At 68.5% G+C, this 26,192-nt stretch carries 25 protein-coding genes; 3 read left to right on the top strand and 22 right to left on the bottom strand.

Going from position 1 to position 26,192, the window contains the following annotated elements:
- Positions 1-14: 14 nt before the first annotated feature.
- From CLV68_RS12440 to CLV68_RS12410, 7 genes are all read right to left on the bottom strand, one after another.
- Positions 15-341 carry a hypothetical protein gene (locus tag CLV68_RS12440; protein WP_121390495.1) on the bottom strand — a complete coding sequence of 109 codons (327 nt, stop codon included), beginning with the start codon at positions 339-341 and terminating at the stop codon, positions 15-17.
- Positions 342-474: 133 nt separating this feature from the next.
- On the bottom strand, positions 475-1,254 hold the full coding sequence (locus CLV68_RS12435) for a M48 family metallopeptidase (protein WP_121390494.1): 780 nt from the start codon (positions 1,252-1,254) through the stop codon (positions 475-477).
- Positions 1,251-3,038: a DNA-processing protein DprA gene (locus tag CLV68_RS12430; protein WP_121390493.1), complete on the bottom strand. Its 1,788-nt coding sequence runs from the start codon at positions 3,036-3,038 to the stop codon at positions 1,251-1,253. The genes CLV68_RS12435 and CLV68_RS12430 overlap by 4 nt, the downstream gene beginning before the upstream one ends.
- Positions 3,039-3,142: 104 nt before the next feature.
- Positions 3,143-6,109, bottom strand: coding sequence for a CHAT domain-containing protein (locus CLV68_RS12425; protein ID WP_121390492.1), 2,967 nt, complete (start codon positions 6,107-6,109; stop codon positions 3,143-3,145).
- A gap of 101 nt (positions 6,110-6,210) precedes the next feature.
- The gene (locus tag CLV68_RS12420) at positions 6,211-6,456 is read right to left on the bottom strand and encodes a hypothetical protein (RefSeq protein ID WP_147459961.1); all 246 of its coding nucleotides are present in this window, start codon (positions 6,454-6,456) and stop codon (positions 6,211-6,213) included.
- Positions 6,453-7,202 (bottom strand): RNA polymerase sigma factor, encoded by a 750-nt coding sequence (locus CLV68_RS12415; protein WP_121390490.1) that lies wholly within the window; start codon positions 7,200-7,202, stop codon positions 6,453-6,455. Before CLV68_RS12415 ends, CLV68_RS12420 begins: the two co-directional genes overlap by 4 nt.
- Complete coding sequence (locus CLV68_RS12410) at positions 7,199-7,477, bottom strand: hypothetical protein (protein WP_121390489.1); 279 nt, start codon at positions 7,475-7,477, stop codon at positions 7,199-7,201. The genes CLV68_RS12415 and CLV68_RS12410 overlap by 4 nt, the downstream gene beginning before the upstream one ends.
- 1,087 nt (positions 7,478-8,564) lie before the next feature.
- Between CLV68_RS12410 and CLV68_RS12405 the strand changes: the two genes are divergently transcribed.
- Entirely contained in the window at positions 8,565-8,990 is a 426-nt protein-coding gene (locus CLV68_RS12405) for a winged helix-turn-helix transcriptional regulator (protein WP_121390488.1), read from the top strand.
- 17 nt (positions 8,991-9,007) lie between these two features.
- Here CLV68_RS12405 and CLV68_RS12400 read toward each other — a convergent pair whose 3' ends face one another.
- From CLV68_RS12400 to CLV68_RS12355, 10 genes are read right to left on the bottom strand one after another with little or no spacing between them, the layout of a single operon-like run.
- Positions 9,008-11,653, bottom strand: a complete 2,646-nt coding sequence (locus tag CLV68_RS12400; RefSeq protein WP_121390487.1) for a BTAD domain-containing putative transcriptional regulator — start codon at positions 11,651-11,653, stop codon at positions 9,008-9,010.
- Between the two features lie 15 nt (positions 11,654-11,668).
- Positions 11,669-12,127, bottom strand: a complete 459-nt coding sequence (locus CLV68_RS12395; RefSeq protein ID WP_121390486.1) for a TadG family pilus assembly protein — start codon at positions 12,125-12,127, stop codon at positions 11,669-11,671.
- Positions 12,128-12,129: 2 nt separating this feature from the next.
- Positions 12,130-12,570, bottom strand: a complete 441-nt coding sequence (locus CLV68_RS12390) for a TadE/TadG family type IV pilus assembly protein (RefSeq protein WP_121390485.1) — start codon at positions 12,568-12,570, stop codon at positions 12,130-12,132.
- Positions 12,570-12,992 (bottom strand): TadE/TadG family type IV pilus assembly protein, encoded by a 423-nt coding sequence (locus CLV68_RS12385; RefSeq protein WP_121391146.1) that lies wholly within the window; start codon positions 12,990-12,992, stop codon positions 12,570-12,572. The genes CLV68_RS12390 and CLV68_RS12385 overlap by 1 nt, the downstream gene beginning before the upstream one ends.
- 8 nt (positions 12,993-13,000) lie before the next feature.
- Positions 13,001-13,186, bottom strand: a complete 186-nt coding sequence (locus tag CLV68_RS12380) for a hypothetical protein (RefSeq protein WP_121390484.1) — start codon at positions 13,184-13,186, stop codon at positions 13,001-13,003.
- An 18-nt stretch (positions 13,187-13,204) separates the two neighbouring features.
- The gene (locus tag CLV68_RS12375; protein ID WP_121390483.1) at positions 13,205-14,098 is read right to left on the bottom strand and encodes a type II secretion system F family protein; all 894 of its coding nucleotides are present in this window, start codon (positions 14,096-14,098) and stop codon (positions 13,205-13,207) included.
- Positions 14,095-14,982, bottom strand: coding sequence for a type II secretion system F family protein (locus CLV68_RS12370; RefSeq protein WP_121390482.1), 888 nt, complete (start codon positions 14,980-14,982; stop codon positions 14,095-14,097). The genes CLV68_RS12375 and CLV68_RS12370 overlap by 4 nt, the downstream gene beginning before the upstream one ends.
- Positions 14,979-16,364 carry a TadA family conjugal transfer-associated ATPase gene (locus tag CLV68_RS12365; protein ID WP_121390481.1) on the bottom strand — a complete coding sequence of 462 codons (1,386 nt, stop codon included), beginning with the start codon at positions 16,362-16,364 and terminating at the stop codon, positions 14,979-14,981. Before CLV68_RS12365 ends, CLV68_RS12370 begins: the two co-directional genes overlap by 4 nt.
- Positions 16,361-17,140 carry a CpaE/TadZ family protein gene (locus CLV68_RS12360; protein ID WP_121391145.1) on the bottom strand — a complete coding sequence of 260 codons (780 nt, stop codon included), beginning with the start codon at positions 17,138-17,140 and terminating at the stop codon, positions 16,361-16,363. The genes CLV68_RS12365 and CLV68_RS12360 overlap by 4 nt, the downstream gene beginning before the upstream one ends.
- Complete coding sequence (locus CLV68_RS12355) at positions 17,140-17,847, bottom strand: flagellar biosynthesis protein FlgA (protein ID WP_147459960.1); 708 nt, start codon at positions 17,845-17,847, stop codon at positions 17,140-17,142. Before CLV68_RS12355 ends, CLV68_RS12360 begins: the two co-directional genes overlap by 1 nt.
- 145 nt (positions 17,848-17,992) lie before the next feature.
- Here CLV68_RS12355 and CLV68_RS33830 point away from each other — a divergent pair, with 145 nt between their 5' ends.
- The gene (locus CLV68_RS33830; protein ID WP_170224248.1) at positions 17,993-18,514 is read left to right on the top strand and encodes a hypothetical protein; all 522 of its coding nucleotides are present in this window, start codon (positions 17,993-17,995) and stop codon (positions 18,512-18,514) included.
- Between the two features lie 244 nt (positions 18,515-18,758).
- On the opposite strand, the gene CLV68_RS35070 is transcribed toward CLV68_RS33830, so the two are convergent.
- The gene (locus CLV68_RS35070; RefSeq protein WP_246009779.1) at positions 18,759-19,313 is read right to left on the bottom strand and encodes a hypothetical protein; all 555 of its coding nucleotides are present in this window, start codon (positions 19,311-19,313) and stop codon (positions 18,759-18,761) included.
- A 282-nt stretch (positions 19,314-19,595) separates the two neighbouring features.
- Between CLV68_RS35070 and CLV68_RS12340 the strand changes: the two genes are divergently transcribed.
- The gene (locus CLV68_RS12340) at positions 19,596-20,225 is read left to right on the top strand and encodes a prepilin peptidase (protein WP_170224246.1); all 630 of its coding nucleotides are present in this window, start codon (positions 19,596-19,598) and stop codon (positions 20,223-20,225) included.
- 72 nt (positions 20,226-20,297) lie between these two features.
- On the opposite strand, the gene fxlM is transcribed toward CLV68_RS12340, so the two are convergent.
- Genes fxlM through CLV68_RS12320 form a run of 4 tightly spaced genes read right to left on the bottom strand, consistent with a single transcriptional unit; the run spans position 20,298 to position 25,831 of the window.
- A complete protein-coding gene (gene fxlM, locus CLV68_RS12335; RefSeq protein ID WP_121390478.1) occupies positions 20,298-21,500 on the bottom strand; it encodes a methyltransferase, FxLD system in 1,203 nt (400 codons plus the stop codon).
- A gap of 33 nt (positions 21,501-21,533) precedes the next feature.
- Positions 21,534-22,658, bottom strand: a complete 1,125-nt coding sequence (locus CLV68_RS12330) for a lanthionine synthetase C family protein (protein ID WP_121390477.1) — start codon at positions 22,656-22,658, stop codon at positions 21,534-21,536.
- Positions 22,655-25,639 carry a lantibiotic dehydratase gene (locus tag CLV68_RS12325; RefSeq protein WP_121390476.1) on the bottom strand — a complete coding sequence of 995 codons (2,985 nt, stop codon included), beginning with the start codon at positions 25,637-25,639 and terminating at the stop codon, positions 22,655-22,657. The genes CLV68_RS12330 and CLV68_RS12325 overlap by 4 nt, the downstream gene beginning before the upstream one ends.
- Before the next feature lie 57 nt (positions 25,640-25,696).
- Entirely contained in the window at positions 25,697-25,831 is a 135-nt protein-coding gene (locus CLV68_RS12320; RefSeq protein WP_121390475.1) for an FxLD family lanthipeptide, read from the bottom strand.
- Between the last annotated feature and the right edge of the window lie 361 nt (positions 25,832-26,192).

The following is a 26,192-nucleotide window of genomic DNA, read 5'->3' as shown; positions in this document are numbered from 1 at the left end:
CTGCTGGTCGACTTCTAGCCCGTGCTGGTGCTTGACCCGTCGTCTCTGCCGTCGAGGAGCTTGTACAAGTTGGTTCGGTCCATGCCCAGTCGGGTAGCGGCGTGCGACTTGGGGATCTTGGCGTCGAGGGCCGCGGTCAGGCGCTTGTACCGGAGTTCCCGGGCCTGCTTGAGGTCGGTGTGGATCTCAACCCGCTCGGCCTGGAGGGCTGCCTCCCTCTTACGGATCTTCTCCAACCTGTCCAGGAGCCCCTTGATCTCTGCCGCGCTTTCTTCAAGCAGCGTGAGGTGCTGCTCCTTGCTCAACTCTTGCTCGCCGTGGTCGTTCGTCGCGCTGGTCATAGATCCCTCACACCATGTCGAACTACGCCGTAGACGACGACACTCTAGTTCAACACATGGCGGGTCTCAGACCGGACCAGTTCGACAGGATCGTGTTCGGGCCGAAGCCCACTCGGACGGTGATGCGTACGCCTCATGAACTGCGGTTCCAGCCGCCGAGCCATGCGTGACGGCCGACCTCGGCGAGTTCGGTCTGACGCTGTCGCCAGTCGGGCATCCACTGGTTCATCTGTCGTTGCCACGCGCGTCCGTGGGCGGGTCCACCGGGTTGGGTGGCGTGGGCCTGTTCGTGGACCAGCACGTACTCGATCAGCTTGGTCGGCAGGCCGAACGCCGCCCAGTGCAGCGTGGTGGTGTGGACGGAGGGCGAGGTGTAGATGCCCCAGCGGCGGCGTCCGAGGTCGCGGACGGCGTAGGTGAGGCCGATGATGCGGCCGTCGACCTCGTAGCGACGACCCTCGCGACGCAGCCACGCGAGTCCGACCTGCCGGTACAGGCCGATGACCGCGCGACGCACCAGCTCCGGGCGCTGCGTCCGCGCGTACAGGACACCGTCCGCGGTGATCGCCGGGAGCTGGTCGACGCCCGGGGGCGGCGTTGTGACGAGACGGAGCCGGTAACTGCGCCCGAGTAGGTCGAACTCCTCGCCGTCGACGAAGTCCTTCACCGCGTGGTTGGAAGCGAGGCGCGTGGTTGTGTGGACGTGCTCGGAGATCCGGTGGCGGTGCCGGTCGACGAACCGGGCGATGTCGTCCGGTTCGGCCGTCGGTGGGACCAGGATGACGACGGTGCCGCCGGGGTGGATTTGGATTGCCGCGGTGCGGCGTCGTGGGCGGATCGTCACGTCCATCTGCCATGCGGCGGGTAGGTCGAGCGCTGCTAGCGCGGTGTGGAAGTGGTGGGGATCGGTCATCGCAGTCCGTCCTGGTAGTTGATGTGTTCGACGGAGCTGGCCAGGGTTGCGGCGCCGGTGCGCAGCAGCTCGTGGACGCCGACCGACGTGGCCGAGTTGATGGGGCCGGGCACGCCGTAGGTCCGGCGGCCGAACTCGTTGGCGGCTCGGACGACGGCGAAGGCACCGCTGCGCTGGCCCGCTTCGACGATCACGGTCGCCGCGGTGAGGGCGGCCAGCAGTCGGCACCGGGTGTGGAGTCGGACGCGAGATGGTCGCGCACCGAGCGGGTACTCGCTGACCAGTAGCCCGCCGTTGTCGATCACGGACTGGAACAACTGGGCGTGTGCGGATGGGTAAGTCTGGTCGACCCCGTGCGCCAGGACAACGATGGTCGGACCGTTGGCAGCGAGCGCGCCGCGGTGAGCGGCGGCGTCCACACCGAACCCGCCACCGCTGATCACGGTCACCCCTGCTTCAGTGAGGTCGTAGCTCATCTCCGCCGCGATCGTCTCCCCGTAGGAGGAGGCGGCGCGGGCGCCGGTGATGGTGACGGCCTGGTGGGTGAGTCCGGAAAGGGATGCGTCGCCGCGCATCCAGAGGGCCAGAGGGGCACCGCCACCTGGCAAGGCGGTCAGGCGACCGGTGGGCCAGTCGTTGTCCTCGGGCGTAATGACGCGTGCCGTGCCCGCGTCGAGTGCGCGTAGGTCGTCGCCTATCTGCGCTCCCGGGCGGGTGATCTCGTTGAGGACCGCAGCAGGCGCGCTGCGATCCCAGATGTGCTCGACCGTTTCGACCACTCCGTGAACGGCGACGTACTGGTGTAGGGCAGGCGCCGGTGGTTCGGCGGCGCGGAGAAGAAACAGGCGGGCGCGTAGGTCGTCGAGAACGGTCATGGTCGGTTCCTTGCGGGGTCTTTCAGGCCGCGACATGGCGGGCTTGATGTACGGCGGTGATGGCCGCGTCCGCGCGGGGCTCCAGCCGCGCGAGGACGGGGTCGGTGTGGGTGGCCCACATGGCGGCGAAGGTGGGCAGCTCCTTGTCCTGCGCGAGGCGGGAGCGACGGTGGAGAACTCCTCCAAGGTGGGGTAGGTGCTCTCGCTGCGTCTGCGGAGCCAGAGGCGGGGGTGGATGTCGCGGTCGCCGTCGCGGACGGGTGCTCCGGCGATCTGTTCGTTCCTGGTCAACGCGATACCGCAGAGTCGGCCGATCTCGGCCAGTTCGGTGTGGATGGTGCGGTGTCCCGCGAACAGGATCCGGTCGACGGATCGGATCGCGTTCACGGGAGCGTGGTAGAGGCGGCGCACGCGGTAGATCGCCCACGGCATCGTCTTCATTCGCGCGACGGCGAGCGTGACGGGTTCGGTCACCTGGTCGCGGCGAAGCCGCGTGATGAGCGACCTACCGGGGCCGAACAGGCCCGAACGCGGATTGAGGGCCAGGCACACATACTCGTCGATGACGTGCTGCGCCGCTTCCGCGGGCAGGGCCGCGAACCGTGCACGTTGTTCGGGCCAGCCGAGTCGGTTGCCCGCGTAGGGGCAGTGGCGGCAGCAACTCTTCGGCCACACCACCCCCAGCTCACGCAGGAGGTAGTCGACACAGTCCTGTCGGGTCCATCCCCACTCGTGAATCGGGTAGGTCGGGATGCGCTGTCCGCCCATGGAGTACGCGGCATCGCGCGTGATCCGGGCGCCTTCATCGGCGTTGAACCCGATGGCGTGGAGGTAGGGCAAGTCGCCGAACTCGAGGGCGCGCCACGCGTCCGGCGGAGCGCCCTTGGCCTTCTGGCTACTTCTCTGCACCAAGCAAGAGGACGCGCCGGGCTGATGAGCTCAGGTGCTCTCGGACTCGACTGCGTTGTCGAGGTTGCCCGGCTTGTCTTGGTCGAGGGGTGATCCGGCAGGGCTCACGGACCGACGTGAATCATGGACATCCACCACCTGCGCGACCCGGGACGCCTGGCTTGCAGGGTACGAGTGGCGGCGTGCAGGGCGAAGGCGGCGCAGTCAGGGGTCGGACGGCCGTTCTGGTTCAGGTGCTTGTAGAACTGCTCTGCGATGAGTTTGGCCGCGTTATCCGTCAATGGCCACAGGGTCGCGATCACGTGTCTGAACCCGGTCAACTGGAAGGCTGTCGCCACGTGAATCGCCTCGTCGGCCAGCCGCGGGTCAGGGGATGCGGTGTCGCATGCGGAGAGGTAGGCGAGTTCGGCGTCCTCTAACCGGAGTTCAGCCAGATCGCGCACGGTCAGCATCTGGTCGGCGAGTAGTAGGCCGCTGGACGATGGGCTGACCGGGTCGGTGATGCCGTGGCACGCGAAGTGCGCGATTGTGCCTTGAGGGATCGCGGCGAGCACGGCGTCCCGAGTTGCGTCGGCGTCCGCCAGCACTACCGCACTCGCGGGGAACATGTCGCCCAGCGCCGCCGCCTCGGATCTCGCGGCTGGCAGGTCGGGCACACCAGGGGCGTGGGACGTTGCCACGGCCAACACATGCGGAGCGCGTGTCTTCCCGGCGCGCTGACGGCGTGCGTGGACCAATGCGCGGATCGTCGGCGTGTAGGACGAGACGACCAGGTCTGGCACGGTTGTCGGGACATCGCCCGCAGGTGCGTCGTGATAGCCCGCCATGTGCAGCGGCAGGAACGACAGCGTGCCCGACGGGCACCACCACAGTCGCGGAAGATCATCACCGGGTGCACGGCGGCTAGTCAGCCCGATGCCGTCGAGCACCGGCCTGGCGACTGTATCCCAGAGCCACCCAAGGACTTCGTCCAGCAGACGGTCTTCCTGATGTCGAGATCCTCCCCATGTCACTGCGGCATCGAGCGTGGCCAAGCGGAGCTCGACCTTCTCCGGGTTCACCTCCGGCAAGCGAATCACCGACACACCGTCGCTGGTCAACGCGAGAGCGTCGGACCGGTACCTACTCACGTTGAGCAGTACGACAGGGCCTGCCGCAGCCGCGTCCAGCAGGTCGGCAGTCGTCATCCGACGCAGAAACCCCTCGAACCCAGGCAATCCGCGAATTGCCTCCACCACATCATTCCACTCACGCCGAGCAACACGCTCGGGCTGCTCCGGTGACGACGACGGATCGTCATTTCCCTGCGGGCCGAGGCCGCCGAGCCGGTCCCGCAGGGTCGCGAAGCGGGCTGCGAGGTGCGGTGCGCGCCGCGCGAGTTCGGTCAGATTCGTGGATAGGTCAAGCGACTGCGTGAGTAGCACGCCTCGACCGTGTTCCCACAGTTCGACGGCGCGTGAGGGATCACCCGCGTTCAATGCGCACGCGGCGGCGTCCGATGCGAGACCAGAAAACTTGGCCAGGTGGAACTCGCTATCGTCGCGGTCGGCTCCGTGCCACACCATCTGGTCGACCGCGTCGATCGCGATGTCGAACACCTCAACGGCCAATTGCCAGTCACCGACCGCTGCAGCGGCCCGACCCAGATACGTCGTAACGAGTGCACGCATCGGTGAGCCGACCACCGTAGTGTTCGAGGCGGCACGAAGCACGCGGACGGCCTCGGTCAGCAACTCCCGGTCACCGCACGATTCACCGTTCGCCAGCAGCGTGCCGCCGAGGTTTAGGAGGGCACCCGTTCGGTCAGGGTGGTCGGTGGGTGTGGCGTGGACTGCTCGGCGGGTGACGTCGATGGCAGTCTCTAGATCCTCTACATCGCCGGTGCGTTCATAGCGCGCGCGGAGCGCGATGCCAAGGTTGGACAGGTGGCGTGGGAGATCGGGGTGGTCGGTGGGTGTGGCGTGGACTGCTCGGCGGGTGACGTCGATGGCAGTCTCTAGATCCTCTACATCGCCGGTGCGTTCATAGCGCGCGCGGAGCGCGATGCCAAGGTTGGACAGGTGGCGTGGGAGATCGGGGTGGTCGGTGGGTGTGGCGTGGACTGCTCGGCGGGTGACGTCGATGGCAGTCTCTAGATCCTCTACATCGCCGGTGCGTTCATAGCGCGCGCGGAGCGCGATGCCAAGGTTGGACAGCCTGCCTGCTAGTTCGGAATGGTCCTCGTCGGTGTTGGCGACAGCATTAGCACCAGCGTCAATCGCGCGGTCGAGTTCGTATGATTCGCCTGTGTACTGGAACCGGGCATGGTGCGCGATCGCCAGCAGCGACAGCAGGCGGAAACGCTCGGGGTCGTCCTGCGGCACCGACCCCGCAGCCTCATACCCGACCTCGATGATTTCGTCCAGATCGTTGGACCGACCGTGACGCCGGTAGCGGAGGTACAGCGCAGCCATCAGGCCGGTCAGACCGGGACTGCGGTCTCGGTCGCCGAGATCCAGCGACTTGCGAAAGACATCCACTGCCTCGTCCAACACGGATGGCGAGCCGGTTGATTCGCCGTCCAGCAGCAATGCACTGCCGAGTCTCAGTAACGTCGCCAGCTGCGCACGGTGGTCGTCCGGTAGCATATGGGCGAGTGCCAGTCGGAATGCCGCGATGGCGGTGTCCAGCGTGTTCCGGTCGCCGTTCGCCTCGTATTCGCCAATCAGGTCGCCGCCCATCAGCGTCCACGGGTCGTTGTCTGGACAAGGGATGTTGGCGGGGGCCAATGCCTCCCGCACCGCGTCGGGAACGAGGTCCGGTCGCGACCGCTGAACTTGGCGGAAGACTGCGATCGCCTCATCCAAGTCGGGGCGGTCGTCGGGTTCGGGCAGCAGGAGGTAGCGGTACCAGTGCAACAGCCCGACCGCCGCCGCAGCCTCCGCATGCTCGGTGACGTGATCGCCGATCGTCTCTCCGAGCGCGAGAGCGTCCGCCAATGCGGCCGGGGCAAGCACCGTCGCCGGGTCATGCTCCGCGTCGTATCGATCGAGCCAGGCGCGCAACCTGCGAGTCAAGTCATCGATCGTCATGGTGGCCGCCGATCAGGGAACAGAGCCCGGCCGTCGTCGGCCGCGCGATGGCGGGCGGGACGGCCGGGTGGGTCATCCAGGCTGTGATCATCAGGTGGTGGTCATTGGGTCGACGTGACAGGCCACGCCTCGTAGTGCAATGACGTGGGTTCGTCGCTGGTCGTCGTCTGCCGGCTCTCCACTCCAGTCGCGACCTCGGTCACAATCGCATCGATATCGTGGATGTCGGTGGTCGAGCCGGTCCTACCCGTGCGGAGTAGGGCGTCGAGCTTCAGCTCAGTAAGCGCCCGCTTCATTTCGACCAGCGACCGCACGGCCGCGTCATCCCTGTGCTCCGGCATTGTCACGACTCGTCCTCCTTCGACTGTGCGATGTGCCGCCGCAATTTCGCCAGCGCGCTACTAATCCGGTTGTCCACGGTGCGCAGTGAGATTCCCATCCGGTCGGCGATCCACTGCCGGTGGCAACCGTCGAGGTATCGGTACTCCACCACCTGTCGCTCTTGAGGGCTCAGGGCGCGGTGCAGCAGGTCGCTGAGCAGGACCCGTTCGTCGAGCTCGGCCGCGGCCAGCTCACCGGCGGCGTGTTTGGCGGTCCGCTCCGCACGCAGGGCTTCGCGCTGGAAGTGCTTGATCGCCACCCGTGTCCCCACCGTCGTGAGCCACGCCGCCGGGTCGTCGAGCTCGTCGAGCTGGTCGCGGAGGCGATAGGCGACGATGAACGTTTCCTGGGCGATGTCCTCCGCTAGCCGAGCATCCCTCGCGCACACCTTGGTCAGTTTCGCGATCAGACGGCGCCCGTGCGCGAGGTAGAAGCCGTCGAAGTCGAACGTCTCGGGCTTGGTCGCCCTCTCCTGCCCGATTTCCTCCGACTCTGTCCGGTCGACCGGGGCAACCGGGACGATCCGCTCGACCGCCTCGACGTCGCCGTTCCACACGGCGCGCAGCGGCGTGGTGGCAGGACGGCTCGACCGCGGGGCAAGTTGAAGATCCCGCAACGTGCCTGGGTCTTCTTCATCCGTGGGCGTGGTCGACGACCCGACATCGGTCGACGGCTCGTCGGCGTCGGACTCGTCGACATGTTTATGGCTCAACCCGTCACCTTCTCATCGTCATCCTGCTCCTCTGGTCGGACAACCAGCCGAAGCCCGTCCTTCACCGAGTGGGACAACTCTGTGCCCGGCGGCAGCGGCAACGCGGCCATCCGCTGCTGCTCCCGAACGATCTGTACCATGGCCCGCTCACGCCGGAGGCGTTCGACGGTGCCCAACAACCCCGACCGGCGCAACGCGGTCGCGACAACGGGCAGTAACACGGCAAGTCCGGCGATCACGGTGGACAGCAGTGCGGCATCCAGTGCCATGGTCATCTCCTCTTCTCCTACCCACAGGACCGCTGGCGGCAGCGAAAGCTGCAACTCCTACCACCGGTTACGCCGAATGGGACGAGCGGACGTGAGAGCCATGTCTGACAACGGACCATGGGAGCGAGCTGGCGGCTCTACCCATCAGGATCGGACGGACGTTCGAAGACCTCGCGCCGGAAACAGGTTCAAACCCGACGAACATCCGCTCATCTTCGATCGAGCGTGCTTTCGTGAGCCCGCAGCCGGATCGCTCCCACGTGGCTCCAGTTGCTGGGAGCGATCCAGCTAGCTTGGTTACCGGGCTGTGCGGGGTTCGCATATCACGGACAGGGACACCGTCGAAAGAGTCCGGCCGCCTAGCGGGGCGATTGAGCGACGCTGAGATGCCGTCCGTCGGCCACAGTGGTGTGGACGAAGGGCGGCGGACGCAGAGGAACGGGCTTCTAGGTCTGGACAACAGGGCGCATCGACGAATCATCGAGCAGCAGCGAACCCTGCCGGGCATTCCATGGGCCGTAAGTGCGCCATTCGGGACCGAAACGTAGGGGTGCGCGCGGGCTGGTGTTGCTGTTTCTTCCGGCGCTCTTGTCGGAAGAAACAGCAACACTGAAACTCGCAGACCCGCTAGGCAGCAAGCCGGAGCCGCGGACCGCGGACCGGCACATGCACGGTCAGGCCGACTTGCACCTACCCGGCTTGCTGCCGAGTTGGCCGACACGCGGGAGGATCTAGGACCCCCTCCCACCAGCGGCGACACGACTTGCGGGCTCCTCCCGCCTAGTGGGAGGAGGGATGGGCGCAGGCGTGGGAGGAGGAGGTGCGTGGACAACTGCCCGGATTCGTGCGGTTACGTTCCGTGGAGGTTCTGCTGCGGCGGCCACGCAGGGAGAGCGAGCGTCTACACAGGTAGAGAATATCCTCGGAAAGGGTCATTATTCATAGTATGTTGGCGGCCACGCCCGGTGAGGATGCAGCTCGCAACCTCGTCGAACCGGCGCCGGAGAGAAGGTGTCGATATTGATACTGCCACACTCGTCAGCGGTCGACCGACCGTTGAGGTTGGGCGTTTATTGATCACGGAGTGAGAGAGATGACGATGGGGGATGTGGATATTCTGCGCAGGTCGAGAGACCTCAAGCATATCCTGGAATACGATTGGCTGAGTGATGTTCTTGTCGCGCTCAAGCCCGGTCGGCTCAACTATTCGGTGTTGTTGAAGCGTATTCAGGCGGATGCGCCGTTCGATCCGTGGTCGGGTCGGAAGGCGGTCATCCAGCCGCGGAGCTTGGCGCGGACGCTGCAGCGGATGGTGGAGAACGGGTTGATCGTCCGCCACGCAGTGGAGCGGACGTTCCCTCGGTCTGTTTCCTACGAGCTGACGCGGGCCGGGGACGAGCTGCTGGCGGACTTGTGTGTGCTGGCGGGGTGGGCGGTGCGGCACGACGAGGTGATCGCAGCGGCCCGGTCACGGTATCGGCAGCGCCGGGGGCTCGACGACGGCAGCGAAGCCTGCTGACTCAACTCGGGGACCGGTCAGCTTGCCTCTGCGTCGGGTTGGGCGCGGCGTTGCTGGAGGAACCTCATCAGGTTGAGCGTGTCGGGACTGGGGCGTTGGTCGATGTCGGCGAGCGTGGTGCGTAGCAGGGCGAAGGTGCGGGCGACGGCGTCGTGTTGGCCGAGGGTGGCCTGGAGGCGGGCGATTTGGCAGTACAGGGCCTCGTTGACCGGGTCGAGCGCCCGGGCTTGTTCGAGGGTCGCCAGCGCGGTGTGGGGCTGGTCCGCGTGGTGGAGTGCGCGCCTGCTGAGGGCGTCGAGGACGTCGCGGCGGAGGCGTTCGCGGACGGGCTCGATCCAGTCGGTGCTGATGTCGTGGGCGAGGTCGCCGCGGTAGAGAGCGGCGAGGTCGGTGTCGGGCTCGGGGTGGGCCAGCGCGTGCTGGAGCTGGAGGTAGTCGACCTGGACCAGGGCGGGGTCGAGTCGGTAGCGGCCGTCGTCGGTGAGCACGAGCTGGCCGAGCTGGTCGTCGCTGGCTTCGACCAGGCGTTTGCGCAGGGTGGACACGGCGTTGTGCAGGGCGTTGAACGGGCGGGCGCGGGGAGCATCGGGCCATAGGGCGTCGTTGAGGATGTCGCGACGCACGCCGTCGGGGTGGATGGCGAGGTAGGCGAGGATTTCGCGGTGTTTCGGGCTGATCGCCGGGACGATTGCGTTGCTGGCGGTGTGCAGGCGTAGGTCGGTGTTGCCCAGCACGGCGAGCCGCCATTGGGCCACAACGGCGTCGCGCTGCTGGTGTTCGGGGCGTTCGGGGAGGGCCACCAGCGGTGGCGGAGTGTCGTACGAGATGGGTTCGGATGGCGGCCTTGTCTCGGTGGCGTGCTCCTCGGTGAGTTGTTCGGTTTCCTCGGTGTCGTCGAGTTCGTCGGCTGCTTCGGCGAGGAGCTGGAGGAGGTCGGCGGTGTCGGTGGGGTCGAGGTGGTAGAGCCGGGTGCCGGTGAGCGTGGTGGCGGGGCCTGTGCTGGTGGCGCCTACGGTGCCGTCGGAGTGGACGCGCAGGGTGATGCCGGGGCGCCAGTGGCCGATGAGGATGGCCGCGATCCCGACGGTGGCGCCGAGGTCGATGATGTTCTGCGCGCGCCGCTCGGTGTGCGGTGCGGGGGTGGCCAGCAGGACCAGGGGCGGATGGTTGTCAGCGGGTCGGTGGGTGCGGGTTAGTAGCTCGGTCTCGGCTTCGTCGAGGACGTCGTCCAGGGTCGGCAGCACGCACAGCGAGGCAGGTGCCGCGGCGGGCGGGAGGCCGAGCAGGGCCAGGTCGGGCTCGGGGATCAGGACCCTTGTGGCGCGCCCGCGGTGCTGGGCGAGCAGGTGCAGGAGCATCGCTCGTGCGGTCGCCGCCGCGCCCGGCCCGGTCAGGCCGATGCCGCGGGTTCGCGCGAGGTCGATGGTGAGGTCCAGTCCGCGGCCTGGTGGTGCCGTCCGGGCTGTCGGCACGAGCACCGCCGTTGACGGTGCGGACTGGTCGGGAACCGCGGGCAGCAGACTGACCTGGGCCTCGGTGGCGTCCGGCCCTGGGGCCAGATCGTGGTGGGCGCGCATCGCGCGGACGACCGGGGCGATGGGGCGGGCGAGGTCCGAGCGGTCCCCGCTGCCGGGCCGGTACCGGCGTCGACGAGCCATCCGGAGCGCCACCACCAGTGTGCTGATCGCGGCGATCAACCCCAGGCTGACGTAGGCGCCCGTGGGCAAGGCGCCGACAGGTTCACCCGGCTCCGAGGATTCGAGGTCCGCAGGCGGGCGTTCAGGCGCGCGCGGCGTTGTCGTGTTCACGTTGGGGGTGGAGGTGGGTCGAGCCTGGGTGGACTCTGTGGTCACTGGCGCCGGAGGTGTGGTCGGCGTGTGGGGTGTCGTCGGTGCGGGAATCGGTTGCTCCGGGACAAGGGGCGGCGGGTCCACTGGCGTCACCTGGGGCTGGTTAGCCGGCTCGTGGGCGGGGATGAAGGCGGTGATGATCCAGCCGGGTCGGATCACGCCGGGGTTGGTGAGGGCGCGGCCGTCGGCTTGGCGGATGCCGCGGTTGGTGGTGAGCAGTTCGGGCCAGCGGTTGCCGTCGCCCAGGAGGCGGTCGGCGACGCGCCAGAGGCTGTCGTGCACACCGTGTTGTGGGAGGCGGACGGTGTCGGCGATGGCCACCATGCCTGGCGGCGGCGCGACCAGCGGGACCGGCGTGGCAGGCGCCGGTTGGGTGGGGGTGGCCGCGGCGCTGATCGAGGTCGCGGGGGTCGCCAGGGCGGTGAGGGCGACGTGGGTGGGTGCCGCGGGTGTGCGGGTGGCGAGCAGCGGCAGCAGGAGGCTGCCGACCAGCACGACCGCGGCGGCGCGTATCGGGCCCGCGGTTGGGAGGTCGGGGAGCGACAGTCCGCGGAGCACGTCCCGGGTGGCGCGCAGGACGTCGAGGGTGAACAGGAGCCAGATCCACCAGGCGAGGCAGGCGAGGATGTCGAGAACGAGGCCGGTGCTCATCGGGGCCAGCAGGGTCCCGGTGATGTCGTTCCAGGTCGGGAACTGGGTGGGCAGGGGCCAGCCGATGTAGTGGGCCAGTGCCCAGGGCAGGCCGCCGAGGACCAGTGCGAGCACCGCGGCGGCGGCGACGCTGCGGGCGAGGGCGGACATCCGGTTGGTCATGGGTGGCCTCTTGAGTTACGGGTCGGCGCGGGTGACGCCGCGTTCGGCCTCGGCGGTGCCGGTCGCGGTCGCGGTGACCGTCCCGACGCCGAGGAGACCGAGGAGTTGGGTGGGGCGGGTGATGGTGACGGTCACGGTGACCCGGTTCCCGGCGACAGTCACTGTGCCGGAATGCCCTGCGGCGGTGAGGAAGTCGTGTGCGGCCTGGTTCGCGCGCGGGACGTCCAGGCGGAGTACGCCGCCGCGGTAGGCGCCGAGGTCGACTTGTTGGGCTCCGGCTCGGGCGGCTTCCTGGGCTTGGCCGAGGGCGTCGACCTTGGCGGTGAGGGCGATGCCGCCGTCGAGGACGAGGCCGGCGACGAACAGGCAGGCGTTGACCATGACCACGGCGAACGCGGTGACGCGCCCGCGGTCATCGTGACGCAGCCGGTGGGCGTTGGCGGCCAGTCTGCGGAGGGTGGCGGGTGGGGGCATGGTCAGGTTCCGCGGTAGGTGTCGATGTTGGAGGTGTAGGTGGCGCTGACCGTGCGGTTGCCAGGAACGCCGAGCAAGCCGAGGTCGGACAGGCCGACCGTGCACGACACGGTGACGGTGACCGCGGCGCCGGGGCGTAGGCCCTGGGTGTCGGTGGCGACCGTGAGGTTCTGGCAGGTCACCCCGGCTTGGGCGAGCGCGGTCGCGGCGGTGGTGCGGGCGTTCTGGTCGGCTTGACCAGGAGTTCGGGAGATCGACGCGGAGCGCGCGGCCTGGTGCGCGGCGTCGGTCACCCGCATCTCGGACGCGGCCAGCCTCCCGCAGAACACGACGAACAACAGCAGCGCCACGGCTACCGGCGTGAACACCGTCAGCTCTGCTGCTGCCGACCCGCGCTCATCGACGCGTAGCCTTTGCCACCGCGATTTCAGTTGTAGGAGCATCAGCCAGCTCCTCGGAAGACCTCGGCCGGGCCGTGGGCTTCGGCGTGCACGGTCAGGGTCAGGAAGGGCACCACCTGCACGGCGACTCCGGTGACCGCGACGGAGGCGTCCGCGGTGGTCCGCGTGGACGTGACCGTGGTTCCGCCGAGGACACCGCCGCCGAGAAGGTCGAGCGCGCGTCGGGTCTCGGTCGAACCGGACTCGGCCGTGCCGCCCGCCACGCGCGCGGCCGAGAGACCTTGTGAGGCAGCGCTTTGCGCGACGTGGCAGGCGTGTAGGTACAGGCCAAATTGGATCACCGTGAGCAGCAACAGGATCAGCAGCGGTGTCGCCATCACGAGTTCGACCGAGACCGCGCCGCGGTCATCCCGGGCGAGTCGCCGCAGGCGTGCCCGCAGAGTGTGGGGTGGGGTTGTGGTCATGGGCGCGGTCACATCGTGATGCCGTTCGCCTTCTCGGTCACTTTCGCGGCGAGGATGGCGAGCGCGGCGAGGGCCAGGACCACGAGCAGTGCGGTGACGAGGACGGTTTCGGTGCTGTACCCGTTCTCGTCTTTGCGCAGGCGCTGCCAGTTGGCGCGGATGCGGGCGACAAGGACTGCCAGGTGGACGTTCATGGTTCTCCTAGTGGGTGATCAGAGTCCGATGAGGACGCGGGACATGGCGGGGAATCCCAGGAAGATCAGGAAGCCGAGGAACAGGATCAGGACTGGAAGGCTCATGCGTTCGGTCGCGGACTGGGCCTCGCCTTCGGCGTGGGTGAGTTCCCGAGTGCGCATCCCGCTGGCCTTGGCGGCCAGGGACGCGCGGACCCGGGCACCTTCGGTACCGGCCAGCGACAGGGACGCGGCCAGTTCGGACAGCTCGGTGACGTCGAGTTCCGTGCCGAGCTGCCCGAGTCGGGCCCACGGTGTGGTGCGGGTCGCGGCGGCGGTGGTCAACGCGCGCCGGATCTGCGCGAACGCCCATCCGTTGCCGACCTTGACCGCGTCGGTGAGCGCGCCGTCGACACCCGCGCCACCGGCGAGCAGGACGCGCAGCAGGTTGAGGTAGGCGCCCAGGGAGTGCCGGAACGCGTCTCGGCGACGGGCGGCCTCTTGCCGGACGGTGAGGTCGGGGACGAGGAGGCCGACGATGCCGAGGATGAGTCCGACCAGTGCGGGCATCTGCCACGGCATCGGCATGTCGGCGACGAGCAGTAGCGCTTGGGCGAGGGTGGGCAGGACCAGGCCGGTGATGCCGTATACGGCCATCTCGGCGAGGTGGTGCTGTGGGGACTTGCCGATCACCGCGAGATCCCGCCGCACCCGCGGCGTCGGCAGGCCGAGCGAGGCCAACGGGCGGACGAACGGCTTCCCGACTCGCAACCCCCAACCCCCGGAGTCCGCGGTCAGCAGCGGCGCCGGAGCAGGTCCGGCGGTGATCGCGGCCAGCATCGCGTGCAGACCCTGCCGCGGCGGCGCGATCCAGACGACGAGGGACCACAGCCCGATGCCGAACCCAACGCCGAGGAGCAGGCCGGTGATCATGGCTGGACCTCCGTCGCGCCAGTGGGGAGTTGGGTGAGGCCGGTGAGCACGCGCGCGGCGGGGCGGAGCCGGGCGATGCGCCCGAGCCAGACGAACGACACGGCGAACAGGGCGCCGACGAGCAGCAGCATGAGCTGGCCGAACGCGGCGTCGTAGGGCTCCAGGTAGGAGCGGTTGAACACCACCAGGCCGCCCGCGAAGGCGAGGGTGGTGATCAGGATGACCCGCACGCTGGTCCTGGTGCGCGCCCGCCCGGCTTCCACGCGCATCCGCATCGCGGCCTGCTCCCGAGCCTCGGCGGCGAGTTCGCCGAGGAGTTCGGCGAGCTGGCGGGCCTGGTGGTCGGCGGCAAGTACGAGCGCGGCGAGCACCAGGTCCGCGGTCGGGTCGGCCAGGTCATCGGCCAGCAGCCGCAGGGACGGGCCGAGCCGGTCACCTCGGTCCAGCCGCGTCGCCAGGTCCTCGATCTCGGCGCGGATCGCCTCGGGGGCGGTGGCGGCGGTGGCGAGGATGGCCTGCTCCAGCCCGGCCGCGGCGGCGATGACATCGCGCAGCATCTCCGTCCACGACGCGATCCCCTCGATCCGCGCCAGCGCCCGGTCGTGCCCGCGGGTGCCGCCTAGCACCTGCGGCAACCCGGCCACGGCCAACGCGGTCAACACCCCACCCACCAGCCACCCGGTGACCATCCCCGCGACCAACCCGGCCAACACCGCGGCGGCGAGCAGCCGCGCGTGGGCGTGCCGACGCAGTCCGGCGATCCAGAGCTGGGCCTTGGACGGGACGTCCGTGGCCTCAACCCCGCGGGCACCGGCAGCGATCAACAACAGGCCCGCGGCGACACCGACGCCGAGGAGCGCGAGTAGTGCGGTGGTGGCGGTCATGGCTGCCACCACCCGTCCGGGTTGTCGAGCAGATCCGGCTCGAACCCCGCGTCCATCAACAGCTCCATGGTCTCGGTGCGGATCGGGGCACCGGGGACCGCGCGGCGGTCGCTGCCGGGCCGCCAGATCTCGTTCGAGACGACCTGGGAGCCCTCGGCGTTGACGACTTCGCGGATGGAGGACACGACCCGGCGGTGGGGTTCACCGCGGGGCTTGTCCAGGAACACCACCAGGTGCAGGGCGGAGGCGATGAGGATGTTGGTCTGGTGGATGTCCAGCCGCTCCGGGGACTGCACGGCGTAGGCGGCGAGCTTGGTGAACACGCCCTTGCTGCTACTGGCGTGGATGGTGCCCATCGAGCCGTCGTTGCCCTGGCTCATGGCATTGGTCAGCGGGATGACCTCGCGTCCGCGGACCTCGCCGACGATCACCCGGTCCGGCGACATCCGCAGCGCCTGCCACACCAGATCGGCCAGGCTCACCGCGCCCTGGCCCTCGATGTTCGCCTCCCGCGCCTGCAACGCGACCACATCGGGGTGGGCTTGTTCGTCGTCGCCGAACCCAAGTTCGGCTACGTCCTCGATCGTGATCAACCGCTCCTCGGGCGGGATCGCCGACGCCAAGCCGCGCAGCATCGTCGTCTTCCCGATCGCCGTACCGCCGGCCACGAGGATGTTGCGTCGCGCCCGGACCGCGGCGGCGAAGAACGACTCCAGCGCCACGTCCAGGGTGCCCATTTCGCGTAGCTCGGCCAGGGTGACCGTGCTGTAGCGGTGCCGCCGGATCGACACCGACGGCCGCTCGGTCACCGACATGACCGCGGAGACCCGGGCACCGTCGGGGAGTCGGAAGTTCACGATCGGCGAGCCGCGGTCGAACCGGCGTTCCTCCATCCCGGAGCGGGCGGCGAGGTCGCGGATCAGGTCGATCAGGTCGTTGTCGGTCGGCACGACGGGCGCCAGGCGGGTGCGGCGGCCGTCGGCGTAGCGGACGAACACTCGGTCCCCGTTGACGTTGATGTTCTCGATGGACTCGTCCTCCAATAGCGGCTGAAGACCACCCATCCCCACCAGGTCGTCCAGCACCGCGGCGGTGACCCGGGCCTCGACCTCGGGGGACAGCAGGGTGCCGCCGCGCTCCAGCTCGCCGTTGGCGTAGGCGTCCGCGGCCTCCTGCACCAGCACAGCGGCGAGCGCGCGGCGCTCGGGCGGGGTCATGGGCGTTCGCCCGGCTGCGTCGTCCGCGCTGACCCGGTCACCGAGCTGCGCGGCCACGGCCAGGCGCAGCGACTCCCGCATCCGACCGATGGCCTCGACCTCGCTGCCCGACTCGACGCCGGTCTGCGCAGCGGCTACGCGCGTGAAGGTGGTGGTCTCGGTCATGGGCGGGTTCCGTTCAGGTGGACATCGGCAGCGGGCAGGTCGGCGGGCAGGTTGTCCTGCGGGGTGGGGGCTTGGGCGCGCAGGAGGTCTGCCAAGGACGCGGCGGCCTTGCCCAGAGCGGACCGCGACGGCGAGCGGCGCCCCGGCTGCCCGCCCAGCACCGCGGCACCACGAGGGTCATGGGGTAGCCGGGCGAGCACGTCGACCCCCAGCTCGCGCTCCACCTCGCGGGTTGGGTAGCCCTCGCCGACCAGCACCAGGGCTGGGTGTGGTGTCCACTTCGCCACGGTGTCGAGCTTCTGCGCGACGTGCGCCAGCTCGTCGTCGCGCGCCCGCGCCAGTAGCACGGTCACCTCGGCGGTGCGCAGCAGCGGCAGCGCCGGGGATTGGGCGTCGATCCGCCCGACATCGCAGATCACCACCTGCCCCGCCACCTCCGCCGCGGCACGCACCACCGAGGACGACCCACCCGCCAACACCGCCAGCGCCGAGCGGGCCTGCTCCGCGCCGACCGGCCCCGCCACCACCCGCAACCCACCGGGCAACACCTGGGTGTGCTGGGCCAGCAGACCGGGGTCGCTGTCGCGCCGCGCCGCCGCGGCCAGCGACTTGAGCCCCGGGTTCTCCTCCAGCCGCCACCGCGCCAACAGATCCCCGCCCCCCGGATCGGCCTCGACCACGACCGGCTCCTCGGGGCCGGTCCACCGCGCGCCCAACGCCACCGACAGGGTCGTCGCCCCCGGGGAACCCTTGACCGAGCAGACCACGACCAACATCACCGGCCACCCCCGACCGCGACCACCGACACCTGCGCCGCGGACGCTCCCGCCAACTCACGGGCACTGGCCTCCGGCAGCTCCAGCGACACCACCGTGGTCTGCTCGCTCTGCCGCGCCTGGACATCGGTCACCACCGCACGGACCGTGCGCGGCGGCGCTACCGACGCCGTCGAAGTCGCGGTGGAGGCTGGTGGGCTGATGAGCACCAGGACGTGCGTGCCGGGTGTCAGCGACGGCGGGAACTGACCGTCCTTCAGCCCCACCGCGGTGATCGCCGACCCGGCGTCAGGAACCAGGGCGGCGCCGAGAAGCCCTCTGCTGAGCAGTGTCCCCGCCGGTGCCGGGTAGGCCATCGTCGTTCCGACCACCGCGGTCGACTCCGCCGCGGTCACCACGTCCAGTCCACTGTCGACGGAAATGCTGACCTGCCGCAGATCCTGCCCCGCAAGTACCTGGCCGACCGTCACCGCCCGCGCCAACGCCAACACCGTGACCCGGTTGCCCGCCTGCGTAGCCACGTACACCCCCGCACCCGCGCACACCACCACCAGCAGAACGCCGAGCAGCAGATACGGCGCACGCCGCCGCTGCACAGCCCCGTTGACCCGAGAACCCGTCGCCGCGCGGCCCGCCCGCTTGGTGCTCGACCAGCCACGCGGACCGGATCTCTCGTCCGCAGCCGACCGCGATGTCACAGTTGCCACCCGATGCCCTCCTTCAGGCACAGCTCCGCCCCGGCACGCATTCAGAGAAACAGCGCACCCAGCAAGAAGAATGAGATTGAGAACGTCTATACGAGATAGTCAGCGAGCGCCGAGCGCCTGGATCTCCACCACACGGAACGCCGTCGTGGTCGACGTGGTCAACTCGGGGAACGTCCCACCCGTCCCGGCACCCGCCCACGACACCGACCAATGGATCGTCGCGGTCACCGGATACCGCTCACTCGCCCGCCGAAAGGTATGCCCGCACGTCGGCGACGCCGCCCGCGGATCACCACCGAGCAACGGGTCACCAGGCCCGTTGCACGTGACCGTCGTCCCGTCACCCATCGACCAGGTCACCGCCGTCGGCCGCGCGGTCGCGGTCACCGACACCCCCGGCACCGACGCGGTCACCGACACCGGCACCCACGCCCCGCGGTCCACCCACAACCAGGTCGGCAGATTCACAAGCTGGTTCTGCGCCGGACTCGCCAAGATCGACGGCCGCGGCAACGACAACCGATTCCGCGCCGTCTCCGCCAACACTCGCGGCGACACCGGCGCGGGAGCGGCATCCGCCACCCAGAACGGACCGTCCTGGAAGTCCGGTAAGCACGTCAGCAGGTACCAACCACCGCCCGTGGTCGGCTGCCCCGGCTCCGAGTAGTCGTCGACCTTGTCCCACCGGCACCCCGAGTAGTCCGGGCCAACCGCGGAATCGTCGTCCCCGCCGGTTCCGGGTAGATGCACCGCTCCGCCGTTGTGTCCGCCGCCGCCCCCGGCGCTGACATCGCACCCGGCGACGGGCACCTGCCCGCAGTCGGCACCACCCCATCCATCGTCCGCTGTCGCCGCGGGCGCGAAGGCCACCACCGCGGCCATGGCTAATCCGGCGGCGGAGATCGTCAGCCTCAGCATGTCCCCACCGCCTGGACGACGAACGAGGTGACCCGCCACGACCCATCGTCCTGGCGCGTCGCCTCCGCGGTGATCGCCCGACGACCACCAGGGGTGTCGTCCTTCAGCTCGCCCGTGGTCTTGTACTTCAGCCAGTTGGTGCTGTCCCCGCAGTCCGCGATCGTCACCGTGTTGCTCTCCACGCTGGTGACCTGCGGATTGTTCTTCGGCTCGCCCTTGGTCACGACCTGGTTCGTGTGGTCGCGGTAGAGGCTGCGGGTGATCGTGCTCAACGCCTCGCCCTTGGCGTACTTCGCCAGCTCCACCGACTGCCAGTCCGAGGTCAGCCCGGCTTGCGCCATCGCACGCCACATGCCGAGGTAGGCGTCGGAGGCCGCGCGGCCATCCCGCTCGTCCGCCGACTCGGTAGTCGTCGCCACCGCGGTACTCGGTGGCGAGCTCGTCGGCAGCCCGGCCGAGGTCGGCGGCGGATCGGCGGACGAGCCACCGCACCCCGCCGCCAGCACCACCACCGCCATGGTGACGGCCGCGATCGTCTTCGGAGACACAAGAACCCCCAGAGTGAGAGTCAGTTCGCCCCAACGGGCTCACCAGCATCGTCCTATGACTTCTACAGCCCCTCACCCAGGGGACATCAACGTCTCCATGAGGAGTCGCACATGACGCAATGCCGCCAAAACACGGATACAACCCGAACAGCCTAACGGGCGTCGTCATTTCTAGGTCAACTACACCTAGCGTGACAATCCGGCGCTCTATTGACTTGAAGCTGCCACCATGGAGAATCCCACTTCCATCATTCGGGTCACGCCGAGAACCAGAGGGACATGGTGGACAGTTGGATCTTTATCGGAGTTTGGGCACTGGTCGGAACCCTGTCGGCCACCCCTGCCAACGCCCTGGTGCGGTCGCTCGCTCTTCCCACTTCGTCGTCCGTCGACTACCGCTTGGTGATGGCTTGCGGTTCGGTGACCTACGCGCTCCTCGCCGCAAGGCTGGGCATGGGCGCGACGCTTGTGGCGTACTCGGTCCTCGCCTCGCTGATCATCCCGCTCGCAGCCATCGACATACGCGAACACCGACTGCCCACCAAACCCATCATCGCTGCTGCCGCCGCTATTACGATCTTGTTCGCTGCTGCCACTGTGTTGAGTCGCCAGCCGGAACCGCTCATACGCGGCGTCATCTGCTCCGCCGTATGTCTGGTGCTGCTCACCATCGCCTATCTGATCTCGCCGGGATTCATCGGCGGAGGAGACATCCGGCTCGCGGCTCTGCTGGTACTCGCTCTCGGTTGGACAAGTTGGTCGGCAGCAATTCGGGCCATTGTGATCGGGCTGTTCATCGGCGCGCTTCACGGGGCGAGTTGCTTGATCGGGCGCAGATCCAGCGAGCGTCGCGACGTGCCTTTGGGGCCAGCCCTGGCTGCGGGAGCGCTGTTTTCGATTCTGATCGTCTAACTTCCACCTACAAAAAGCGTGCACAGCAAGGCGGCCTGGTCATCGGGCGACCGATGACCAGGCCGCGTGGCGCTACGGCAAGAGCACCAGGGTGCTGTCTCGCTTGGTGATGACCTGTCCGGCGGGCAGGGTGACGGTCTGGGTGTTGGCGGGGCGGGCATGGATCTGGGGGTGGTGGTTGCGGTCGTTGTCCCAGGTGCGGATCTGGGCGCACAGTCGCTCGGCGAGCTGTTCGCCGATTGGTCCGTGGGCGTGGGCGCCCAACTCGAAGCGGGCCTCGGGAGCGTCGAGGCGCCGGTAGGTGAAGTAGGCCAGGCTGACGTCCTCGGCGAGCGCGGGGCTGCGGGAGCCGATGGCGGGGGTGCACAGACCGCTGTCGATGGCGGTCTGCTTGGCGGCGATGCGGCAGGTGGCGGGGTCTGTGGCGGTGAGGGTGAGCCACACGCCATCGAAGGGCTCGGACGCGCCGATGGTGACCCCGGACCAGACACTGACTCGGGGCTGGTCGAGGACGCCGGTCAGCGCTGTGGGGTCGATGGGCTGGTCGATGTCGTAGTAGAGGGTGACGGTTCCGTCGGTGGTGATGGTGCCGTTCTTCTCGCCGTCCTGGCCGATCATGGGGACGAACCCGCACAGGTTCATGCGGTCCGAGCGCAGCCGGTCCTGCTCGCGGATGAAGGCGACCGCTTGGGTCTGGCCGCGCCAGCGCAGCGGCACGACCAACCGGCCGCCGGGGACGAGCTGGTCGTGCCAGGCGGGCGGGAGATCCCAGGCGCCGACGGTGACGATGATGCGGTCGTAGGGGCCGTGTTCGGGGGCACCGAGCGCGCCGTCGCGGGTGATCACCCGGACGTGGTCGTGGCCGGTCGCGTCGAGGCCGCGGCGGGCCCCAGCGGTGACTTCCTCGTCGATGTCGACCGTGGTGACGGCGCCGTCGGGTCCGACGAGTTCGGCGAGCAGGGCGGCGTTGTAGCCGGTGCCCGCGCCGATCTCCAGCACCCGTTGCCCAGGGTGCACATCGAGCTGGTCGAGCATCATCGCCACAACCGTGGGCACCGACGCGCAGCTCAACGCCGCGCCGTCGGCGGCGCGCTTGGTGATCACGGCGATGTCGGCGTAGGCGTCCTCCAGGCTCGCCTCGGGCACGAACCGGTGCCGCGGCAGCGCGCGTAGGACGGCCTCCACCGCGGGCGTTTGGGCGTGGCCTGCGGCGAGGATGGTGTCGACCATACAGGCCCGCAGCGTCTCCGGGACGCTGTCGGTGGTGGTGTTCATCAGGTCCTTCCGTAGTGATGGGTTGAGTGTGGCTCAGCCGGACACCAGCAGGCACAGGTCCCACGTGGTCCGGACAGGCTGGTCGGTGTCGATGGCCAGGCAGGTCAACTGCTGGCCAGCTTCACCTTCGAGTAGGCCGTGGCCTGGCGTCGTTGACGTCTGGAGATGGTGGTCGAGGAGTTCTCGGAGGCGGGGCAGGTGGGCGGCCAGCTCGCTGTCGGGACCGGCGTCCGCTGCTGCTCGCCAGGTGGTGAGGACGACGCCTGCCCAGCCATGGCACAGGGTGGTGTCGACGAGCAGCCCCAGTTGGCTGGGGTCGGTGACGCAGCCTGCCAACGTGTTCTCCACCTGCTGTTGCCTTCGTGTGTCGCCGAGGGCCAGGGCAGCGAGTTGCAGAGCACGGGCCTGACCAGGAGTGCCGTAGCACCACGAGGGCCGCTGTGGACCGGCTTGTGTGACGGTCCCGGTCACGAGTTCGGCTCCGGTGATCCTGCCGGGCCACCACGCCTCGCGGCCAGTTCCGACACGCCAGTCGTCGAACCATCGCCAGATTGTGGAGATCGCCTCCACCTGCCCATCGACGACCAGGCCACGGCGCATCGCCATGGCCAGCAGCGCCAGTGGTCCGGCTATGCCGTGGGCGAGGCCCAGATTGCCGTGTCCGCCGATCCACTCTTCTGCCAGGCCGTCAGTCGGTGGACCGCACCACCATCCCGGCAGCTCACCAAGCGGTTCGGTGAGGCGTACGAGGTAGGCCAGCACCTCGGTGAGCAGGTGGTGACCGCGGTGCAGCAGGTAGGTACCGATCCCGGTCAGGCCGCTGATCAGGTCGAACTCGCGGATGTCGGGGAGCAGGGAGTTGTCGATGCGGCGGTGGGCACGTTCGAGGCGTTCGCGAGTCAGCGTGACGATGTGTTCGTCGAGGTCGGCTACAGCAGCGGCATAGGCGGGATGACCTGCGGTGAGGAGGGCGAACGCCACTGCGGGGGCACCTCGGTACAAGCTCGCGACATCGGGGTGGGCGGTGACTGGCCCTTTTGTCATCGTGACCGCCCACGGGTGGGCGTCGATGGTCGCGCAGGCACCAGTGCGGGCACGCTCGAAGTGGAGCAGGGCTATGCCCGCCGCCCCGTCGGCGAGGGAGTCGGTCGGCGTCATCGGCTGCCTCCGCGTCGGTGTGCCCAGGTGAGCGCGACCTGCCGAACCAGGCGTCGACAGCGGATCTCGTAGTCGCGGTCGATGCCGATCAGCCGGTTGTGATGCATGTGCAGCAACGACTCGACTGCCGTGGCAACCTGGTTATCGTCGGTGAGGTGGGAGCGGTAGGCGGCCAGAGCCTCGGCGCGTCGCTCCCAGGTCTGGATGAGGGTCTGGTTCCACCCATCCGGCGGGCTCGTCGCGGGACCGCGGAGCAAGGCCAATACCTGATCGAACAAAGGTCGGTCGATAGCCGGGCCCGGCGGAGCGGGGTGATCGACAAGCCACTGGATCGCGACCTCGCCTCCGAGGAGGGCGCACACCGTGGCGACCATGTTCACGACGACCATCGCCTCGCGCTGCTCCGGGAGGTAGCGGAGTTGCGCGGCGGTGGCCTGGGAGTCGGCTACGAAAACGTTCTCGGCGGCGGCCATCGCTTCACCCGCTCCATAGCGGCCAACCTCGGGGAAGTAGGTGTCGAGCACCAACCGCGAAATGGCCCCGTCACGACGCAAAGCCTCTGCCCATCGACCGAGTGCTACATGCACGTCCGTGCCGTCGGCTGGTAGTCGGAGTCGGAGGTGATCGGTCTCAGTTGCGCTGCGGTAGCGGACAAACCAGAACGGCGGTCCGCCAAGGGGATCGAGCAGCGTGGGCAGCCGGTCGGTGATGATCTCGTTGATCCGCTGCGGGTGCGTGTGCAGCTTTGCGTTCAACCACGCCGCTGTTGGCGCACCAGGCACCACGCCATGGGTTCGGCAGGAGATCCGTCGCGCAGTTCTTCCTGTAGGTGCCGACGCGGGAGCCTGGGTGGATGTCAGCGGGAAGACGATCTCATGGGCGAAGCCGCCGATCCAGCCGAGTTCTCCAGGATCGTTGATCGTCTCGACGAGGGTCGCGTCGCCGGTTCGCTCCATGTGGGCGACGAGCAGCGCGACGTGGGTGGACTCGTTGAGGTTCAGTCGCAGGCTGCGATCGTCGGCGGCCAACTCGACCAGGTCAGGAACGTCCCAGCGCTTACGCCAGGATTCCAGACTGGGCGCGTCGGCACTGGCAAGACGCCAGCGTGCGGGCGAGAGGATCGCACGGCCGTGGCGGATCCTTGGCAGATAGGGCATCTGGTTGGCGTGGCTGCCCCAATCGAACTTGTGCCATGAAGCTTGCAGACCGCGGGAGAGGTGGGCAAGAAACCTGGCCAGGGGTGGTGACTGCTTCTGCAGGGCGAGCCCGTGGAACGCTTGCGGCTCGATGATCCGCTGACTGGTCAGACTCACCAGATGGAAGCCATCCCGGGTGGCGGTGACTGCGAGATCGTCGAGTGCCATGGTGGCGTCTGCCCTGTGTTCTCCGAGGGACAGGACGTCCGGGAGGTATTCGGGTACCCGGCAGACGTTCTCGGCGTGTGCGTACACCGGCGGGAAAGACAACTGAGCGGGGACGGCCTGCCTGGCGACTGTCGGGACAGACGCGTAGATCCTGCGCAGATCGGTCCCCGGGGCGATGGTGGCGAACCTGGAGGTGAACGTCCCGAGGCTCCGGCCTGGGGTGATCGTGAGCAGGTAGTCACCCTGATCCAGCGCATTGATGTCGGTGGCGTGGATGCGGGCTGCCACTTCGACGTGAGCCGGATACCGAGGCTGCGTGGCCTCGCTGACCATCAACGACTCGATAGCGGGTTCATCGAGGACAACCTCTCGTCTTTGGTCGGCCAGGGCGGTCCACGCCAGACTTAACAGTGTCTGGTCCCGGTCCGAGCCGGTTCGGAAGGAAGAAGGGCGAACACTTCCCGGGTAGCCAGAAGGAAACCCCAACCCGCTGTCCGGATGGACTACCTCGGTCAGCGGGACGAGAGTGCCGGTGCCGTATCGGTCGCAGAACACGGTGTAGTAGTCGCGCCAAGCAGGCTCGCCAGTCGGCTGTGCGGTGAGCCGAGCCAACGCGGTGGCCGCGCCCTCGACGTCGCGAACAACCTGCTCGGGAACACGCACGTCACAGTCCAGGCGGAGGTCGATCGCCAAGGGAGTCCGCCCGCCGGTGGAGACCTCCCGCATTCGACGCCCGATCTCGATCCGGACGGCGCGGTTCTGGTTGTCGCCCAACGCATGGCGGTTGTGCCGACGAATCAGAACATCGACGGCGCACAGTTCATCGACAAGCGCTTCAAGACCGGCCACGTACTCGGCGCCTGCGGCATGAAGTTGGTCGAGCAGGTGACCAAGCGGGTCAACCACGGTCAGGGGAGCGCGCAGGCTCGTGATCAGGACCTGCTGGCGGACGAGTTCGCTCACCATCCTGGTGATCGTCGCCCGGTCCGCGTTCGGGTACTTCGCCAGCAGGAGGTCGACCAATTCGGCGAAGAGGATGGGCGTCGAGGCAGACGCCTGCGTGAACGCTACCGGCCCGGTCAGCCGAATGCTGACCGTCTCCGGTCCGCACGGGGCCTCTAACCGCGAACCTCGCTCGACGGCAAGGTTCGTGAACATGACCTTCAACCGTTCCAGGAGAATCGGTTCGGCTTCGAGACGTGCGATGACCCCCGCAAGCCACTGGGAGTCGACACGCGCGACCTCATGATGCCCCTGCCCCCACCGGCTCATCCCGGGCGAGCCGATCTCCGCGGACGCAACACCGGCGAACAGTCCGAACGGGGTATGCCGGGTGCACGCGCGCAGCGCGTATCGAACCGCGGTTGCCGCTGCTCGTCGCACTTCCTTCGGGCGCAGCGAGTCCAACGAGTCGAGCCGTTCCGCGAACGTGGGACTGGCGATCCGCACGGCGTCCGCGAAGGTGGAGCGCGACCACGTCCGCTTCAACCATGTTCGACAGCTCTCGGTATCGCCCAGGTCGGGCCAGTCATCCTGCGTTTCGTCGAGCGGGCGGGCAGCAGCTCGCAAGAGTGCGGCGCCGGTGTGGCGGTAAAGGAGTTTGCTGTCGGTGGACATCTCGAAGCCTCCTGACGAGGTGGCGCCGGGACGGGTAGTCCCGGCGCCGTGATCAGGTCAGACGTTGCTGACGCACGAGGAGGCGCACGTGGATGCGCACCCGTCGTCGGTCGCGCACGCGGCCGGTTCCCCCGCGGGAGAGTCGGAGACGATCTGCACATCCAGGGCGAACTCGTCCAGGGTGGCAATCATGGTGATCCCTTCGTTGATCTTCTTCTTGGCCCGACCGGGAGGTGCCTGTTCTACGTTCCGGCCGGTGTCGGTGGGGTGGAGTGGCTAGGGCTCGTCGGCGTCTGCGGGCGCGGGGCGGAACCGAACATGCCCCCGCACAAGGCGCACCGCGTCCACGTCTTGGAGTGGTGGCAGACGAACCGTGGGGTACTCGTTCTCGCTTCGTCCCACTGGCGGCGGTGAGCCCACAGCGGGTGAAGCCTGATCACCGGTATGGCCGTTCTCGGCGCGGCCGACTCTGCGCAGAGCCACCAACAAGATCAAGAACGCAATGGCCGTGCCCGCGATCGTCAAGACGGCCGGGTGTCGAAGCATGATCATG

The sequence above is a fragment of the Actinokineospora cianjurensis genome, assembly GCF_003663795.1.
In the GTDB taxonomy this organism is placed as follows: Bacteria; Actinomycetota; Actinomycetes; order Mycobacteriales; family Pseudonocardiaceae; genus Actinokineospora; species Actinokineospora terrae.
This window is presented reverse-complemented; position numbering and strand designations above follow the sequence as displayed.

Bases quoted from the DNA above. Each gene is read 5' to 3' on its own strand.
- CLV68_RS12440 (WP_121390495.1), bottom strand. From the start codon at position 341: ATGACCAGCGCGACGAACGACCACGGCGAGCAAGAGTTGAGCAAGGAG.
- CLV68_RS12435 (WP_121390494.1), bottom strand. From the start codon at position 1,254: ATGACCGATCCCCACCACTTCCACACCGCGCTAGCAGCGCTCGACCTA.
- CLV68_RS12425 (WP_121390492.1), bottom strand. From the start codon at position 6,109: ATGACGATCGATGACTTGACTCGCAGGTTGCGCGCCTGGCTCGATCGA.
- CLV68_RS12410 (WP_121390489.1), bottom strand. From the start codon at position 7,477: ATGACCATGGCACTGGATGCCGCACTGCTGTCCACCGTGATCGCCGGA.
- CLV68_RS12405 (WP_121390488.1), top strand. From the start codon at position 8,565: ATGACGATGGGGGATGTGGATATTCTGCGCAGGTCGAGAGACCTCAAG.
- CLV68_RS12400 (WP_121390487.1), bottom strand. From the start codon at position 11,653: ATGACCAACCGGATGTCCGCCCTCGCCCGCAGCGTCGCCGCCGCCGCG.
- CLV68_RS12395 (WP_121390486.1), bottom strand. From the start codon at position 12,127: ATGCCCCCACCCGCCACCCTCCGCAGACTGGCCGCCAACGCCCACCGG.
- CLV68_RS12390 (WP_121390485.1), bottom strand. From the start codon at position 12,570: ATGCTCCTACAACTGAAATCGCGGTGGCAAAGGCTACGCGTCGATGAG.
- CLV68_RS12385 (WP_121391146.1), bottom strand. From the start codon at position 12,992: ATGACCACAACCCCACCCCACACTCTGCGGGCACGCCTGCGGCGACTC.
- CLV68_RS12380 (WP_121390484.1), bottom strand. From the start codon at position 13,186: ATGAACGTCCACCTGGCAGTCCTTGTCGCCCGCATCCGCGCCAACTGG.
- CLV68_RS12375 (WP_121390483.1), bottom strand. From the start codon at position 14,098: ATGATCACCGGCCTGCTCCTCGGCGTTGGGTTCGGCATCGGGCTGTGG.
- CLV68_RS12370 (WP_121390482.1), bottom strand. From the start codon at position 14,982: ATGACCGCCACCACCGCACTACTCGCGCTCCTCGGCGTCGGTGTCGCC.
- CLV68_RS12365 (WP_121390481.1), bottom strand. From the start codon at position 16,364: ATGACCGAGACCACCACCTTCACGCGCGTAGCCGCTGCGCAGACCGGC.
- CLV68_RS12360 (WP_121391145.1), bottom strand. From the start codon at position 17,140: ATGTTGGTCGTGGTCTGCTCGGTCAAGGGTTCCCCGGGGGCGACGACC.
- fxlM (WP_121390478.1), bottom strand. From the start codon at position 21,500: ATGAACACCACCACCGACAGCGTCCCGGAGACGCTGCGGGCCTGTATG.
- CLV68_RS12330 (WP_121390477.1), bottom strand. From the start codon at position 22,658: ATGACGCCGACCGACTCCCTCGCCGACGGGGCGGCGGGCATAGCCCTG.
- CLV68_RS12325 (WP_121390476.1), bottom strand. From the start codon at position 25,639: ATGTCCACCGACAGCAAACTCCTTTACCGCCACACCGGCGCCGCACTC.
- CLV68_RS12320 (WP_121390475.1), bottom strand. From the start codon at position 25,831: ATGATTGCCACCCTGGACGAGTTCGCCCTGGATGTGCAGATCGTCTCC.